Genomic DNA, 15,754 nt, shown 5'->3' with positions numbered 1-15,754 from the left:
ACCGAGATCGTATCCGACCGTACATCAAGGTGCTGTAGGACTTTCTTCCTATCTCGTCAGCGCGCTGTGCTATTCCGAGAGCGAGGGTTTCGCTCGAGGCTTCCGGTGCTCGGCTCCAGCCGTCTCGAACAGCTCTTCGCCGCAAAACCGCCAGAGTTCCGGAGCCCACCAGCGTGACGCCACCGCCACCAGGACGCAGCCGACCCCGCCGATCACCATGGCTCCGGCTGGCCCCACAGCACTCGCGAGCACACCGGCTTGGAACTGTCCGAGTCGCGGGCCGCCTGCCGCAAAGACCGCGGCAATCGCTCCCACCCGGCCTCGATAGGCATCAGGGGTCGCCAACTGCCGGACGGTATGGCGAAGCGCCAGAGCGACCGCGTCCAAGGCTCCGGAGAGAGCCAGCAGAAAGAACGACAAGACGAACAGGCGGCTCATGCCGAAGACGGCCAGCGCCGCCCCATACCCGACGACGACCCAGGCAACCACTCGACCCGGCCAGCGCGGTGTCGGCAGGAGGGCGAACAGTCCTGCCCCGACGATCGCTCCAGCACTGGGGGCCGCGAACAAAAGCCCGAGTCCCTCGGGCCCGACCCCGAGAACGTCGCGAGCGAACACTGGGAGAAGACCCGTCGAGGAAGCCAGAAGGACCGCAAAAAAGTCGAGGAGCATCAGCTGCCAGAGGAGCGGACGGTGGCGGACGAAGCGCAACCCGTCGATGAAGGCAGGCCACCCCCTTCGTTCGAGTTTCGGCACGGGCAGATCGCGCCGCATCGCCAGCAGGGCTGCGACCACCGCCAAATAGCTGGCGGCATCGACCCACAGTGCGGCGGCCACATTCACCCGTGCGATCACCAGCCCACCTAGGGCCGGCCCAGCGATCGCCGCCACGTCCCAGGCCAGGACATTCAAGGCCAGCGCACTGGCGAGTCGTTGGCGGGGTACCAGCAAGGGAATGAGAGCTTGACGAGCCGGCGCATCGAAAGACATGGCTGCTGCCGACGTGAAGGCGAGGAGATACAAAAGGGGCAGCGACGTCATCCCTAGTGAGACCACGAGTGCGAGCACACCCAGAAGAAACGCGGCCGTCGACTGCGTGAGCAAAAGAAGCCGGCGCCGATCCATCTGATCGGCCAACGTACCACCGAAGAGCGAGAGCACCATGGTCGGGATCGCTCGCACCAGAGCCAGGCCACCGAGCTGTGCCGGCGATCCTGTCAGGTCATAGACCAACCAGCTCAGTGCGACGGTTTGCATCTGCGTGCCGAGCATGGAGACGAACTGTCCGGCCCAGAGCAACCGGAACTCCCGGAACCGGAGCGCGACCAACGCCTCTCCCCAGCGAACGCGCACCTGCCTGCCCCCACCCGACAGCGACCGGATAGCCATGCCGGCGAGCTGCGACCGATGGTACACTGCCGGCGAACGAAAGGGTCGTCTGCATGCACGCTCTCGCGGCGCGCGCTGTCCTCTACGGTTCCCTCGGTGCAGTCGGCACCGCCATCGTGGTCGGTGTCCCTACGGCGCTCATCCCCAATCCCGTCTTCGGTCGCATGATTCCACCGGACCGACTCGACTACCTGGTTTTCGCCGCGACCGTCATCCTCGCTGCGGCCCTCGCCGCGACCTATGCCTGGCCACTCGCCTGCCCGCTTCCGGAACGGCGGATCGCTGCCGGCTCCCTCGCCACCTTCTTCGCAGTCGGGTGTCCGACCTGCAACAAGCTCGTGTTGCTCCTGCTCGGTAGTAGCGGGGCCGTTCAATGGTTTGCCCCTCTGCAGCCGTTCCTCGGTGTTGCCGGACTTGCCTTGTTGGCATCGGCTCTCCTCTACCGGCTGCGCCTACTCGGTCGACCGTTCCTCGCGAACCAAGCGAAGCGTGCCGCCGTCGACTGACCGAGCTAGAAGTCCTGATTGCGGTCACCTTTGCTCGCTCGCCTACTCGTCGCGCTGCTGGTGTAGCGGGTTCCATCGGAGATCTGAGGATAGAGCAGGGCGCAGCGACCCCGGACACATGCCCGTCGACCGTCTCTAGCCGAAAGGCAGCTAGTCCTACTCAGACCCAACAAAGATCTGCAGTCGTCGGGATCACCTCCCCTTTTCCTCTTTTCCTTCCTCGAGAGTCGTCCCCTGAGCGCGATCCAACACGCAGCTCTTTGTCCTCTCCTGCCCTCAGGAGCCTCTTCGTGCATGGTGCACGACGCCACTCGTTCGCGTCGATCAGTGCTCCGATTCACTGATCGAGAAGATGCGGAGTGGTCAGTGCGCTGCGGCGAGACGTCCCGTCGGTCGGGATTTTCCACGTCCCGAGCCTGTCAGGGCATCTTCTGGCCTTTACAGTGCTGCTCTCCGCTCTTGCACGTATGACACCTCCCGTGTATACTCTGTGCGGTGAACGGCGTATGGGCCGCTAGCTCAACTGGTAGAGCAGCTGACTCTTAATCAGCGGGTTGGGGGTTCGAGTCCCTCGCGGCCTACCACAAAAAACCGCATCACGACGCGGACACGAAACTGCAGTTCGATCGCCCGGACGTGAAAGCCCATCTCACCGCGTCGCTGTCAGTCGTGCCGTGATCGCCGTGTTCCGTACACGGGGTCGCTCAAGTTCCGCAGCCCCGCAAGCATCATCGTTCTGACACATTCCGAGCCTCCCGCGGCCTCGTAAACCCGCTCCGCGATAACCAGCGGCTCTCACGGACGACATCTCTCCACTCTTACCGACCGACCGGCCCCGTTCGATCGATTGCCGCACCGGAACTCGTCGCAGCCCACCGAAAACCTCTTCACGAGTGCACCGGTGACATGAGCGTTGGGACCAACAGTCACGCTCCACGACGAGTGACCGAGGATAGCCTTCGAGACCTCGCCGAAGCCCCTCAGCACGCCACGAGACCAACGAGGCAGCCAGGATACCGTACCCGGACGTGCGGCACCGTGCACGACACTCGTCGGTACCCGGCACGTACGGATCACTCGCGGAGTCACGACTCCGCTGGCATCACCGCCGATGCCCAAATCGCAGCCGCCTCACCTCCCAACAGCACCGGACCAGCGCAGCCGTCGCTCTATCCGGCTTCCGGGAGTGCTGCCTCCGCTATCATTCTTCTGCCGGGCCATGCTCGGTACCGAACGAGGAAGGGATGTCGCCGTGTATTCGCGCCGTTCCCTGCTGACTGGTTTTCTCCTGGCACCACTGCTCGCTGCCTGCGGACTGTCGCCAGCCAAGAACCGACACGAGGAACTCGTTGCTTGGCCGGCCCAAGATCGTTGGCCACCGATCTTCTACCAGGCTTCGACGGAGGCCCAGGAGGCATACCGCTACGCCGTGACCCATCCGGAGATCCTTCAGTATTTTCCCTGTTACTGCGGGTGTGTGGAATGGGGGCACCGCTCGGTCCTCGACTGCTCCGTCCGCGAGTTCCGTCCCGATGGATCCGTCGTGCTCGACAGCATGACCTTCGGCTGAGGAATCTGCATCGACATCACGCGTGACGTGATGCGGCTCACAGCAGAAGGACACTCGCTCCGCGCGATCCGCCAGTATGTCGAGGCGACCTACAGTAGCCTCGGTCCGGGCACCGAGACACCATGGCCGCCGGAGTGAGCTCATCAGGCAGACGACTCCGCATAGTATGCCAAGCCGAGTAACCCCGGTCCGGTGTGGATCGCCATCGCCGCAGTGAAGGGAGTGACGAACGATTCCACGACTCGGAATCGCTCCTCGATCGTCTGCCGCAGTTCCGCTGCTTCCTCGGCTGCTCCCGCGTGCAGCACTGCGACATGCACCGGCCGTTCACCCACGTCCTGCTCCATGCGACGCAGCATCGCCTCGATCGCTCGTCGGCGCGTCCTCACCCGCTCCAGCGAGACGATCTTCCCGTCCCGCAGTGTCAAAATGGGCTTGACCTGCAGCAGATCGACCGCGAGCTGAGCCAGCCACGGTGCACGCCCACTCCGCACGAGGTAGGTAACGGTGTCCAGCACGGCGAAGAACTGCACCTGTGACCGGAGCTCTTCGACTCGGCGCACGACCGTCGCCCAATCCGCCCCCCGCTCGGCCAAGCGTGCTGCCTCCAAGACGAGAAAACCTTCCGCCATGGTCGCTGCTCGGCTATCGACGACATGGATCGGAATCCGCTCGATTAGCCGAGCTGCCGCTGCCGCTGCCTGTACCACACCGGTCACACCGGAGGAGACGTGAATCGACACGATCCCCGTCGCGATGCGCGACAGCTCCTCGTACGCATCGAGGAACTCACCCACGGCCGGTTGCGCCGTGGTGAGCACTTCTCCCGCCTCCAGCCACGCGAATACCTCCTCCGGCTTCACATCGATACCATCGCGATAGACTCGCTCGCCGCGCACGATGCGCACCGGCACCACCCGGATGTGGTAGCGCTCGACGAGTTCGACTGGTAAACACGCGACACTATCTGTCACGACGGCGAGCACGGCACCTCAATCCTCCACTGCGGGAGGCCACCGCTCCTCGTCACGATCCAACCAGAATCGCCGCCAGAGAACGAGCCGCCGAGCGACCGGATCACGCGGAAGCCGCCGTCGGTTCGCCTCCAGTCGCTTGACGATCGTGATCGCAAGCATACCGAGACTGCCCCGCAGTGCTGCTTCGGATCCACCGAGCGCGATGATCACGCCGGGTAAGGACAGGAGCCCGAGCAACGCGACGACCGGAGTGCGCCGCACGAGCCTTCCAATGGCCAACGCGGCGAGCACGACGAAGACTCCTGTCGGGAAGATGACGAGCAGGAATCCGAGAAACGGACTGATCCCGCGTCCACCGCGAAAGCCGAGCCACGGTGACCAGTTGTGGCCGACAACGGCTGCCAAACCACACGTCATAGCCAACTCCGCACTGGCTCCGAGCTGGAGGGGCAGTACGGTCGCGAGGTACCCTTTTAGGACGTCGATCAGACCGACCGGAACCACCGCCCAGCGCGCGACCAGATAGTAGACCCCCGAGCCGCTTACCGTCGGCGAGCGCTCCCGCAGATCGACACCTGCCAGGAGTTGGGCAGCGATTTGAGCGGTCGGCACGGAGCCGAGGAGATATCCTGTGAGCAGCAGAAGCACGCTCTCCATGTCGGTACTCCTATTGTCTATGAGTATAGAAACAGAGCCCTCGCTTGCTACAATCGACCTGAACGAGACGGGCACGAGGCAGCAGCGTTGAGCGATGGATCACCCGTTCGCTGAGCACGCGACGCGAAAATCGGAACTCGTCCATCAGCGTTGGGACGCCTGCGCCTTCGTGGCAGCACTCGAGGCCGCTGTGCTCGCGCTCGGGGAGCACGCCGCGAGTCTCGACGCGTTGAACGTGTTCCCGGTCGCCGACCGCGACACCGGCACGAATCTCTTGTTGACCGCTCAGGCAGCTCTACGGGCCGCCCGCGCGGCGAGCGACACGAGCCTGGCTGCGGTGACGCGTTCTGCAGCCCATGCTGCACTGCGCGCCGCACATGGCAACTCCGGCGTCATCCTGAGCCAGTTTTTCCGCGCTTGGGCCGAGATCGCTGCACAACGCGAGTACCTCGATGCAGCAGCCATGTCAGCCGGCTTCGCCCGAGCCGACACGCTGGCTCGGCAGGCACTGTTGCAGCCGGTGGAGGGCACGATGATCACCGTTCTTCGCGCAGCCGCGGAAGCCGCCCAAGAGGCAGCAGCCAATGGTCTCCCGCTCGCCGAACTTTTGGCGCATGTCCGCGACGCCGCCCTCGCCGCGGTCGCTCGAACCCCAGAACTCTTGCCGATTCTGCGCCAGCAAGGTGTGGTCGACGCTGGTGCACAAGGGCTTGCCGTACTCCTCGATGCGTGGGCTGCAGCCGCTCGCGGGGAACGCCCTACACTCGCGCCGATGCGGACGACAGCCCCACCGACCCACTCAGGCGCTGGCGACCCGCACGGGTACTGTTTCAACGCGTTGCTGCGTGTTCCGAGCGACCGACGCAACGAGCTTCTCCAAACGCTGGCGTCGTACGGCGAGTCGATCGAACTCGTCGGTGATGACGCGCTACTGCGTGTGCACCTCCATACCCAGCAACCAGATCTGGTCATCGAGTGTCTCCGTGCGTACGGCAGGCTCGATTCGCTGGCCTTGGAACGGCTCTCTGCGGATGGACAGGACACGATCATCGCGGAACCGCGACAATCCGCCCTGCTCGTCTTGTCTCCTGCGCCGACTATTCGGGCATGGGCTCATCGGTTAGGAGCACTGGCTCTCGCTCCGAGTCCAACGCTCACCGAACCCTCGCGGTTAGCTGCTCGACTCGCCACGCTGCCGGTCGATCGGCTCCTCGTGCTTCCTGCGCGGCAAGAGGACGCAGCGGTGGCTCGAGAAGCAGCCCGTCAGCTGGAACGACCGAGGCTCATCGTTCTCCCAACGCAATCGCTGGCTGCTCAGTTGACTGCCCTCCTGGTCTACGAGCCAGGCCATGAGGATCACGCTGAAGAAAAACTCCTCGATCTTCTAGCACGCCTGCGGACAGTCGAGATCGACCAGGAAGGTACGCCCGAGACACCACGGTGGATCGCTCGTAGCGGTACGTGGCACGCAATGCATCCAGCGCTGGAGGAAGCACTCCGCGCGGGGCTCGCACATCTCCATGCCCAGGAAGCTGACCTCTGCACCCTCGTCATCGGCGAGGCGATCGGCGACGTCACAGGGCTCCACCGAGCCGTTCGTGACCAGTGGCCGCATCTGGAGATCGAGCTCTTCTGGGGACACCAACCGGCACCAGCACTCTCCATCGCGCTCGAGTGAATCGACGTCCGCTCGGTATGCGGTGAATACCGCCCCTCGCCAGAGACGGCTGGGATGGAGAGGAACGGGGTGTCCATCTCCCAGGAGGCGACTCCGTGCCCCAAGCCCACGCTAGCGTCCAGCAACTCGCGCACACGAGTCCATAGCAGCGAGAAAACGCCAGCGCAGTCGGCGAACGGTGGAAGCACTAGCGCTTCTCGACCCGTCATCTCCATCTACCCAACAGCAGTGGAGCGACCGCGAGACATCCGATCACTGTCCGTCCGCCGGATGGACACGCTCTGACGAAGGCTTCGCTGGTTCCACTCGATTCTTTTCGCGCAGCCAGCGGAGAAACAGCAGCCAGGCCAGTTCGCGTTGGTCGAACTGCGGCAGCAGTTCCGGAGACACCGGCGTTTCCAGCACACCCCGACGCGGCAATCGCTCGACGAGCCAGTTCGCGACCAGATCGGTCCGCTCACCCAACCGTGCCCGCGGAAGCAGCACGAACGCTCCCCCGTCAGCCAAAAGGACGATGCCGTCCCGGCTTTCCCCCCAGCCGACCACCGGCACGCCCCGCCGCCAGAGCGCAGCGATCAGTTCGGAGAGACCAGTTGTCCGCACGCTCGGACGCGTCTCCATCGCGCATGCTCCTTCGATCAGGAGCATCGGCAATCTTCGAGGAAGGCACTGTAGCACATTCGTCCCAAAGCGCCCCGCCGTCGGTCTCGACATTGTCTTTGAAGTCGGCCGCCTGTTCCCTGCAGCGGAACGAGCAGCACAGCATGGCGGTACGGCGAACGCGCTTGCACCGGCGATGCACCAGAACGGAAGTCACCACGTGGGGTATCCGCGAGAGCAAGTGCTCGACCCGCCAGATTGCCCGTAGACACACCACGCGCCGCGAGCCGACGCCACCAACGACGTTCACGCCAGCGATCCAGGCGATGCGTAACGTCGGGGAAGCGTTTCACGCTTCCCCGGTGAAGCCCTCGCCCGAGCACCTCGTACGATGAGGCCCATCGAGCGGCTCTCGATCCTCGCTCACCTGATCGTTACTCTCACTTCGAGGCCCCCGATGCATGGCGAGGCAACCACTCGGTTCGCCCCACGAGTCCGCGCGGGAACTCGAGCGAGCTCCGCACCACCGCGCCTCACCGCCCCATTGTATCGGAACTCTCTCGCATCCGGCGAAGGCTGGGATGCGAGACCACGCCGAGCCTCAGCGCGCAAAGGCGTAAACGAGGTAACCGACGGGAGAGCAGGTTCCGCGCCACTTATCCGTGCACGCCTTCTCTCGGCAGCGCGCATCGAAGGCAGCTCAGTTGCGTTGCCTGCCCCCCGATCACGAGTACCCGCGCGGACGAGACGAGCCGTCATCACGCCGCTCGTTCTCGAGCTATCTCCTCGTGTGGACAATGGAGAGCAACAGCCACGTTCCGCAATGTGGTCCGTAAACGCTCCGCTCGCGTGCTGCCTGCCGAAGCACTGATGCAGGACCACCGCTCGCGTCGCAACGCATCGCTGAGGTTGCGACCCCGCCCGCGGGTAGCAGCCGCTGCAGAATACCGCTCAGGTACGCTCCACTGCTGGACGAGCAGGAACACCTGCGCCATGCTGCCAGTCACGCTCGACACTATCACGGTCGTCCATTCAGTACCGCACCCTCACCAGTCCACCACCGGAAGAGCCAAACCAGGTGCTCCTGGTTTCGACCCCACCGCGTCCGGATAGTACCGCTGCAACAGAGCCAACCCGATCGCTGCTCGGCGGACTCGCTCCCGCCCCAACTGGACAGCCAGTTCCTCGAGATGCCGGCCCGACGGATAGATGTTCGGAGCGTTGCGGAGCCCGAACTTGAGATAGACGGGCGCGCACACGCGGACGATCTCCGCGATCTCGTAGTGGCGAACGAACCCTCCCACGTCGTCCGGCACCTCGACGTAGATGTCGAGCGGCACGTCGACCGCGGCGCGGATCGCCGCGAGCTGCGCCAGTGTGAGATCGGTCACCACGTTGTACGTGTCCGCTCCCAAGCGGACTAGCAACGCGACCGAGGCCGGGTTGGCTGCCCCCATGAGCACGCTGGTCTTGAACTGCATATCGCGCGGTAACTCACCCGCGCGCCGCATCTCGCTCGCCACCCAGAGCGCTCCCTCGTCAGCGAGCAGGACGCTCCGGATGCCCAATTCCGCTGCCCGCCGCACGTCCTCCAGGCAATGGACCAGCTGCTCCTGGCCGCGCAGCTTCGCACTCACCAGCGCCCCGGCCGGCGCCCGCGCCATCGCACCGGTGTCCCACCCCGCACTCGGTCGTGCGAAGAGGCTCACCTCCATCCCCTCGGCTGCTGCCAGCGTCGCCATCTCGCGGATCTCCTCGTCGGTCAGCAGCATCACGCCGCTTCCCTGTGAGATTCGGTGCACGACGATACCGTGCCGCTTGGCTTCCTCGATCACGGCAGCGAGAACACGCGGTCCCTCGGTGCTCGGAATCTCGACCCGATACTGTGCCCCGTCTGGAAAGCGCTTGGTGCTGGTCGGCAGATCATGGAGGTCACCGCGCGGCAAGCCCAGCCGCTCGAGAAACGCTCGTGTCCGCTCCACCCCTTACTCCCTCGCCTCCGACTCAACGGCGCGCTCGCCGGATTCGCGCCCGTCGCCGCTTCTGCCACATGTCCAAGGCCACCGCCAAAATGATCACCGTACCGGTGACCGCCTGCTGTGCATAGGTGCTGACCCCGAGAAGGACCATGCCATTCTCCAGGACACCCATGATGGCTGCGCCGAGAACAGCGCCCAGCACCGTACCCTCACCACCCATGAGGCTCGTGCCACCGATGATCGAGGCAGCGATCACGGGAAGCTCGAAACCGAGTCCAGCGGAGGGCTGCGCTGAGACGAGCCGCGCCACGAGGATCAGCCCGGCCAACGCAGCCAATGTCGAGCACAGGACGTAGACGAGCAGTTTTACGCGCTCGACCGGGATACCGGCTAAGCGGGCCGCTTCCGGATTTCCCCCGACCGCATAGATGTATCGGCCATACGTCGTGAAGCCGAGAAAGATCGTCCCCAGAATCGTCAGGACGACCATGATGATGACCGGCACCGGAACGATCCAGACGTAGCCTTGCCCGAGCCAAATGAACGCCTGGTAGTCGTACGGCACAGTGACCGGATATCCCTTGGTGAGCACGTAAACGAGCCCGCGTCCGATGCTCAAGGTTCCGAGCGTCGCGATGAAGGGAGGGAGACCGACCCGCGTGATGAGCAGACCGTTGACTAGTCCCACCATAGCCCCGACCCCGAGACCAGCCAGCATCGCCAACGGCAGCGGAATCCCACGCTCCAGGAGCATCCCGGTCGAAAGACCAGCCAGAGCCAGCACCGAGCCCACCGAAAGGTCGATCCCACCCGTCAGGATGACCATCGTCTGCCCGATCGCCACGATGGCCGTCAGCGAGAAGGCGCGTGCCACTCCGAACAAGTTGCCAGTCGTCAAGAAGGCATCGGTCGCGACCGAGAGGAAGAGACCGAGTACCAGCAGCGCGACCAGGATGTTGAACTCGCGGAAACTGGTGAGCCGTTGCAGGAGCCGCCGCCCCGCTGCACCCGCCCGCACCTCTTCGGCGCGGCGCTCGGTCACCGAGACCGATTCGCCCAGGACCTGCTCCGGCTGCGGTGAACGACTGTCCATCTCGTCACCTATCCTCCCGACCCACGGGCTGCACCAGCACCGGCTTGCCCGGCCGCAGCGCGAGGACATGGACCGGAAGCGTGCGCTCGTGGACATACCGGACGAGTGCACCAGGGTCAGCCAGATTGGCCGCGAACATATCGTAGTGAAGGGGGATCAGGAGTTCGACCCCGATGTCCGCTGCCAGATGCGCTGCCTCCCGCACATCCAAGTTGCCCACGATGTCCAGCTGCTCGCGATACCAGTCCCGGCCATTGATCGGCAGCAGCGCGACCTGAGGTCGCAAGGCCCGCACCGTCTCGGCGAGACCTGCATAGACGATCGTGTCCCCGGCATGGTACAGGCGTACCCCGGCCAACTCGACCACGTAGCCGAGAAAGCGCGGTACCCCCTCGACTTCACCGAAGCGATACGCGTCAGCCGCATGCAGGCCATGCATAGCGGCGACCGGCCAGATCCGGACATCAGCCACGTCCTCGACTTGGCCCGGTCGCATTCCCCGCACGCGTTCGCGATCGATCCCGAGCGCGACGAGCTGGTCGACGATCGGCTCCGGGCAACCGAAACGCACCTTGGGCGCCGCCCGCGCGATCGCCGAACAGGTCGGCCCATCCAAGTGGTCCCAGTGCTCGTGCGTCACCAGCACGAGGTCGACCGCTGTGAGTTCCTCCGGCGCGACCATCGGCGGTATCAGCCGGTCCGGATGCGGCGAGAGGAACGGATCGATCAGCACGATTCGGCCCGATCCCGCGAGCGCGACACTGGCTTGCCCGAGCCACACGATCCCGAGCGAGTCGCGTCGCTGTGCCAGCCGCTGGAGAACCGCTGCGACCCCCTCCATCGTCCGCCTCTCATCCGCGTTCTGCTTGCCGTCGGTGCCACTCTTCGGCGAAAAGATTGAAAAAGACCCGCCGCCGTGGATGCTGCGCGACGACGCTGTGATCCAACTGCACGCCCAAGCCCGGCCCCTTTGGCAGTGGGAAGTACCCATCGACGACTTCGGGAACCCCCGGCGCCGCTGCTTTCACGTGCGCTTCGGCAAAGTCGTTGAAGTGCTCTTGGATCTTGAAATTGGTCGTACAGGCAGCCAGATGCAAGTTCGCCGCAGTTCCGACCGGTCCGCACACGTTGTGCGGCGCGACGAGGACATAGTACGCATCAGCCCAAGCGGCCAACTTCTTGGTCTCCAGGAGGCCACCGAGATGCGTGATGTCCGGCTGGATGATATCGGCTGCCTGGAGTTCGAAGAGTTCGCGAAAGTCGTACCGCGTGTGGATCCGCTCACCAGTCGCCACCGGGATCCGCACCTGCTCGGCGACCTTCTTCAAGGCAGCCAAGTTGTGCGGCGGCACCGGCTCCTCGATCCAACTCGGCTGGTACGGCTCGAGGAGACGTGCCATTTCGATCGCCGTCGCCGGATTGAAGCGTCCGTGCATCTCGATCAAGATCTCGACTTCTGGCCCTACGGCATCGCGCACGGCCTCGACCAGCGCGATCACACGCCGCTTCTCAGCCAGATCGAGCTCGTAGTACCCGGCACCGAACGGATCGAGCTTGAGCGCACGGTACCCCCGCTCCACGACCCGCCGCGCTGCCTCCGCGAACTGCTCCGGCGTCCGCTCCACCGTATACCAGCCGTTGGCATAGGCCTTGATCCGATCCCGCACCGCACCACCCAACAGCTGATAGACGGGAAGACCGAGCGCTTTCCCCATGATGTCCCAGCAGGCGATCTCGATCGCCGCGATCCCCGACATCATCACGTAGTCGGGCCGGGCATAATCGTCACGCATCATGCGAAAGACCAGGTCCTCGATCTGAAACGGGTCGCGGCCGAGCACATGATTGGGAACCGCCTCGGCCAAGTAGCCCAACAAAGCATCCGTGTGATTGAGCATCCGTGCCTCGCCGACCCCAGTGATCCCCTCGTCCGTGTGCACCTCGACGAAAGTCAGATTGCGCCAAGCTGTCCCGAGTACGTAGGTCTTCACATCGACGATGCGCACTGCTTGCTCCTCCGTTTCACGCAGCGACGCACTGTCCCGTCGCTGCTCGCAGGACACGTTCCTCGGTCGCCTCACCGTGTGCGAACTCGGCGACGATCCGCCCTCTGTTCATGACCAGAATGCGATGACTCATAGTCAGAATTTCGGGTAGTTCGGACGAGATCAAGAGAATGGCCATACCGGCCTCAGCCAGTTCGGCGATGAGCGCATGGACTTCAGCCTTCGCGCCGACATCGATACCGCGCGTCGGCTCGTCCAGGATCAGCACTTTGGGATTCGTCGCCAGCGCTCGGGCCAGCACCACTTTCTGTTGATTACCGCCGCTCAGGTTCAGTACCCGCTGTTCCAGCGACGGCGAGCGGATACGCAAGCGCTCCACGAAGGAGCGTACGAGTTCTCTCTCGCGTCCTCGCGAGGGAAAGCCGAAGCGAGCCAAGCGAGCGAGCACCGAGAGCGACACGTTCTCCCGAACGGACAGGATGGAGACGAGGCCTTCCAGTTTTCTGTCCTCTGGAACCAGGACGATCCCGTGCTGCACGGCCTCACGCGGGTTGCGGATCCGTGTCACACGCCCGTCGACCAGTATCTCCCCCGCATCGATCGGATCCACGCCGAAAAGGCAACGCGCTAACTCCGTCCGCCCCGCACCGACGAGCCCAGCGAGACCCACGATTTCCCCGGCCCGCACGGTCAAACCGACGTCGTACAAGACGCCAGTGCGCGTCAGTCCGCGCACCTCCAGCCGCGGGACCCCTGGACAGGAACGCACCTCGCGATAGTAAGCGGAGAGATCGCGTCCCACCATCATCTTGATGAGCCCGTCCCGCGTCGCCTCACGGATCGGCAGTGTCCCGATCACGCGACCGTCCCGCAGGACCGTCACGCGGTCAGCCAGCGCAAACACCTCCTCCAGGCGATGCGAAATGTAGATGATCGCGACACCCTGCGCACGCAAACCGCGCAGAATTTCGAAGAGCCTTGCCGTCTCCTGCAACGAGAGTGCACTCGTCGGCTCGTCCAAGATGAGAACCCGCACGTCCAGAGAAAGAGTCCGCGCGATCTCCACGAGCTGCTTCTGGGCGACACTGAGTCCCCGAACCGGCTCCTGCGGATCGATCGGTGCGCCGACGCGTGCCAAGACCTGCGCCGCCTCGTGCCAGACACGTGGCCAATCGACTGCTCCCGGCAGGCCGGACCGCTGGGGCAAGCGTCCGAGAAAGACGTTTTCCCCGACGGAGAGCGCATCGATGACGCTGAGTTCTTGGTAGATGATGCCGATGCCATGCTCCAGCGCCTGGCGAGGGTGACTGAAACGAACTGGCCGACCCTGCAGGAGAATTTCTCCCTCGTCCGGTTGGAGCGCGCCGGAAAGGATTTTCATGAGTGTCGACTTGCCTGCACCATTCTCTCCCACGACCGCGAGCACTTCGCCGGGAAAGACGGTCAACGAGACGCCCTCCAGGGCCACCACCCCCGGAAAGCGCTTCGTGATCTGGCGGGCTTCCAAGATCGGCTCAGCCATCTTCCGCCCCTTGCCCTCGGGAGAGGGGCCGGGGGAATCCTCCGGCCCCTTCGTTTGGGCGTCACTTCGTATAACTGTTCAAGTTTTCCTTCGTCACCACCGTCACACCCGTGTCGATGTTCTGGAACGGCGGCTTCGCTTTACCAGTCAGGATGTCGTAGGCCCACTGGACCGTCAGCACACCCATCTGAACCGGACGCTGAACCATGGTCGCCGCGATGATCCCCTCTTGGATCGCACGCTTGGTCTCCTCCAGGTCATCGAACGCCACGATCACCAGCTTGCCGATCCGATCTTGGAACTCGGGCGACTTGAGAACCTGCGCGAGCGTCGGTCCACCGGTCGCGCTCACACACGCGATCCCGTTGAGATCGGGATGCGCCCGCAGCATCGCCTCACTGACCGAAAGGCCCTTTTGCAAGTCATCATCCGTCGCCTGCACGTCGACGACCTGGATATTCGGGCCAACTCCCTCCTTGAACCCTTCGATCCGCTGGTTCAGGTTGAGCGCGCCGAGCCCACCGGTGATGATGCCCACCTTCCCCTGGCCGTTGAGCAGTTTGGCCATCGTCTCGCCCATCGTTTTGCCAGCAGCCTTGTTGTCGGTGCCGATGTACATCACGCGCTGGCTGTTTGGAGAATCGGAATCGAAGGTCATCATGAGGATGCCTTGCTTCATCCCCTCGGCGATCACCGGCTCGACCGACTTCGGCTCATTCGGCGAGATCGAAATGGCGTGGACCTTCTTCGCGATCAGATCCTCGATGATCTTCACCTGTAGCGCCGGATCCGCTTGCTGCGGGGCGACGTACTCGAAGGTGACGCCCAGCTCCTGCGCTTTCTGCTCGCCCCCTTGCGACAATCCTCGAAGAAGGGATGGACGAGCTTGGGTACCATGGCGATCGTGATCTTCGTTCCCGGCGGAACGGTCGGGACCGATGCGGCCACCGGGGCGACGGTCGGTGTCGCCGGAGCCGCTGGCGCAGTCGCGGCAGCCGAAGCCGGTGTCGGTGTCGCCTGCCCACCGCCACAGGCATTCAGCAGGGATAGCGCTGCACCACCGACCAACACGCTGCGGAGCAAGTGTCGCCGCGTAACCGTTTTGCGCAGTCGCTGATCGTCCATGACGACTCTCCTCCTTCGTATAGGTCGTCTCGTGTCTTGATCGCCCGGTCACCCGATGGCTCGCCAATACGACGCCCCCGTGCCTTCACCTCCCTCCGGTGATCCGTCACCCGTCCGCCACAGCAGGCAGATGCCAGGGCGGGAGTTCCAGCTCCTCGGTGTCGCGCACCAGCTGGCGAGCACCCAAGCGCAACGAGACTTCACGTGCTCCTTGGCGCACCAGTCGCGCCAGCTCGAGGAACCGCTCCGGCGTATCCCGCACGACCGGAAACGAGATGCTCATCGCTGCCACCATTCGCCCACGGTGGTCGTAAATTGGTGCCGCCACGCAACGCACATCGGGATTGGATTCGCAGTTGTCCCAGGCGATGCCTCGGGCACGGATCCGCGCCAGTTCGCCCCGCAGATCAGCGAGCGTGCGGATACTGTTCGGCGTCATCGTCGGCAGTACATCCAAACCGGCGAACCGTTCTGCCAGTTCCTCTTCGGTCAAGCCGGAGAGCAACATCTTTCCGACCGCGGTGCAATGGGCCGGCAAGCGTCGACCGATCGCCGAGACCAGTCGCAAGGCATTCGTGCTGTCCACCTTGGCGATGTAGAAGACGTCCCGCCCCTCGAGCACCGCGATGTGCACCGTCTCGTCGCACCGGGC

The 15,754-nt window shown here is 64.2% G+C and carries 14 protein-coding genes and 1 tRNA gene; 4 read left to right on the top strand and 11 right to left on the bottom strand.

The window, feature by feature from the left end; all coding sequences use genetic code 11:
- Nucleotides 1–69 precede the first annotated feature (69 nt).
- Nucleotides 70–1,353, bottom strand: coding sequence for an MFS transporter (locus ACWIVK_RS03725; RefSeq protein WP_448575221.1), 1,284 nt, complete (start codon nucleotides 1,351–1,353; stop codon nucleotides 70–72).
- An 89-nt stretch (nucleotides 1,354–1,442) separates the two neighbouring features.
- Between ACWIVK_RS03725 and ACWIVK_RS03720 the strand changes: the two genes are divergently transcribed.
- The 3 genes from ACWIVK_RS03720 to ACWIVK_RS03710 all read left to right on the top strand — a co-directional run bounded on the left by ACWIVK_RS03720 (nucleotide 1,443) and on the right by ACWIVK_RS03710 (nucleotide 3,465).
- Entirely contained in the window at nucleotides 1,443–1,895 is a 453-nt protein-coding gene (locus ACWIVK_RS03720; RefSeq protein WP_448575219.1) for a hypothetical protein, read from the top strand.
- A 508-nt stretch (nucleotides 1,896–2,403) separates the two neighbouring features.
- Nucleotides 2,404–2,479 (top strand) — tRNA-Lys (locus ACWIVK_RS03715).
- Between the two features lie 668 nt (nucleotides 2,480–3,147).
- Nucleotides 3,148–3,465, top strand: coding sequence for a PCYCGC motif-containing (lipo)protein (locus ACWIVK_RS03710; RefSeq protein ID WP_448575218.1), 318 nt, complete (start codon nucleotides 3,148–3,150; stop codon nucleotides 3,463–3,465).
- Nucleotides 3,466–3,608: 143 nt separating this feature from the next.
- On the opposite strand, the gene ACWIVK_RS03705 is transcribed toward ACWIVK_RS03710, so the two are convergent.
- A complete protein-coding gene (locus ACWIVK_RS03705; RefSeq protein WP_448575217.1) occupies nucleotides 3,609–4,439 on the bottom strand; it encodes a DegV family protein in 831 nt (276 codons plus the stop codon).
- Nucleotides 4,440–4,457: 18 nt separating this feature from the next.
- Nucleotides 4,458–5,099, bottom strand: coding sequence for a glycerol-3-phosphate acyltransferase (locus ACWIVK_RS03700; protein WP_448575216.1), 642 nt, complete (start codon nucleotides 5,097–5,099; stop codon nucleotides 4,458–4,460).
- Nucleotides 5,100–5,193: 94 nt separating this feature from the next.
- Here ACWIVK_RS03700 and ACWIVK_RS03695 point away from each other — a divergent pair, with 94 nt between their 5' ends.
- Nucleotides 5,194–6,777, top strand: coding sequence for a DAK2 domain-containing protein (locus ACWIVK_RS03695; RefSeq protein WP_448575215.1), 1,584 nt, complete (start codon nucleotides 5,194–5,196; stop codon nucleotides 6,775–6,777).
- Between the two features lie 252 nt (nucleotides 6,778–7,029).
- Here ACWIVK_RS03695 and ACWIVK_RS03690 read toward each other — a convergent pair whose 3' ends face one another.
- The 8 genes from ACWIVK_RS03690 to ACWIVK_RS03655 all read right to left on the bottom strand — a co-directional run.
- A complete protein-coding gene (locus ACWIVK_RS03690; protein WP_448575214.1) occupies nucleotides 7,030–7,398 on the bottom strand; it encodes a hypothetical protein in 369 nt (122 codons plus the stop codon).
- A gap of 1,025 nt (nucleotides 7,399–8,423) precedes the next feature.
- Nucleotides 8,424–9,359, bottom strand: a complete 936-nt coding sequence (locus ACWIVK_RS03685) for a hypothetical protein (RefSeq protein WP_448575213.1) — start codon at nucleotides 9,357–9,359, stop codon at nucleotides 8,424–8,426.
- Between the two features lie 22 nt (nucleotides 9,360–9,381).
- Nucleotides 9,382–10,449, bottom strand: coding sequence for an ABC transporter permease (locus tag ACWIVK_RS03680; RefSeq protein WP_448575211.1), 1,068 nt, complete (start codon nucleotides 10,447–10,449; stop codon nucleotides 9,382–9,384).
- A 4-nt stretch (nucleotides 10,450–10,453) separates the two neighbouring features.
- The gene (locus tag ACWIVK_RS03675; RefSeq protein WP_448575209.1) at nucleotides 10,454–11,290 is read right to left on the bottom strand and encodes an MBL fold metallo-hydrolase; all 837 of its coding nucleotides are present in this window, start codon (nucleotides 11,288–11,290) and stop codon (nucleotides 10,454–10,456) included.
- Nucleotides 11,291–11,300: 10 nt separating this feature from the next.
- A complete protein-coding gene (locus ACWIVK_RS03670; RefSeq protein ID WP_448575208.1) occupies nucleotides 11,301–12,455 on the bottom strand; it encodes a mandelate racemase/muconate lactonizing enzyme family protein in 1,155 nt (384 codons plus the stop codon).
- Between the two features lie 16 nt (nucleotides 12,456–12,471).
- Nucleotides 12,472–13,977 carry a sugar ABC transporter ATP-binding protein gene (locus ACWIVK_RS03665; RefSeq protein WP_448575207.1) on the bottom strand — a complete coding sequence of 502 codons (1,506 nt, stop codon included), beginning with the start codon at nucleotides 13,975–13,977 and terminating at the stop codon, nucleotides 12,472–12,474.
- A gap of 61 nt (nucleotides 13,978–14,038) precedes the next feature.
- Nucleotides 14,039–15,169, bottom strand: coding sequence for a sugar-binding protein (locus ACWIVK_RS03660; RefSeq protein WP_448575205.1), 1,131 nt, complete (start codon nucleotides 15,167–15,169; stop codon nucleotides 14,039–14,041).
- Nucleotides 15,170–15,208: 39 nt separating this feature from the next.
- On the bottom strand, nucleotides 15,209–15,754 hold a 546-nt coding region (locus ACWIVK_RS03655), incomplete at its 5' end, for an IclR family transcriptional regulator (protein WP_448575203.1).

The sequence above is a fragment of the Thermomicrobium sp. genome, assembly GCF_053493975.1.
This window is presented reverse-complemented; position numbering and strand designations above follow the sequence as displayed.

What these genes read in the sequence shown, in the direction of transcription:
- ACWIVK_RS03690 (WP_448575214.1), bottom strand. Translation starts at nt 7,398, where the DNA reads ATGGAGACGCGTCCGAGCGTGCGGACAACTGGTCTCTCCGAACTGATC.
- ACWIVK_RS03680 (WP_448575211.1), bottom strand. Translation starts at nt 10,449, where the DNA reads ATGGACAGTCGTTCACCGCAGCCGGAGCAGGTCCTGGGCGAATCGGTC.
- ACWIVK_RS03700 (WP_448575216.1), bottom strand. Translation starts at nt 5,099, where the DNA reads ATGGAGAGCGTGCTTCTGCTGCTCACAGGATATCTCCTCGGCTCCGTG.
- ACWIVK_RS03675 (WP_448575209.1), bottom strand. Translation starts at nt 11,290, where the DNA reads ATGGAGGGGGTCGCAGCGGTTCTCCAGCGGCTGGCACAGCGACGCGAC.
- ACWIVK_RS03665 (WP_448575207.1), bottom strand. Translation starts at nt 13,977, where the DNA reads ATGGCTGAGCCGATCTTGGAAGCCCGCCAGATCACGAAGCGCTTTCCG.
- ACWIVK_RS03695 (WP_448575215.1), top strand. Translation starts at nt 5,194, where the DNA reads ATGGATCACCCGTTCGCTGAGCACGCGACGCGAAAATCGGAACTCGTC.
- ACWIVK_RS03720 (WP_448575219.1), top strand. Translation starts at nt 1,443, where the DNA reads ATGCACGCTCTCGCGGCGCGCGCTGTCCTCTACGGTTCCCTCGGTGCA.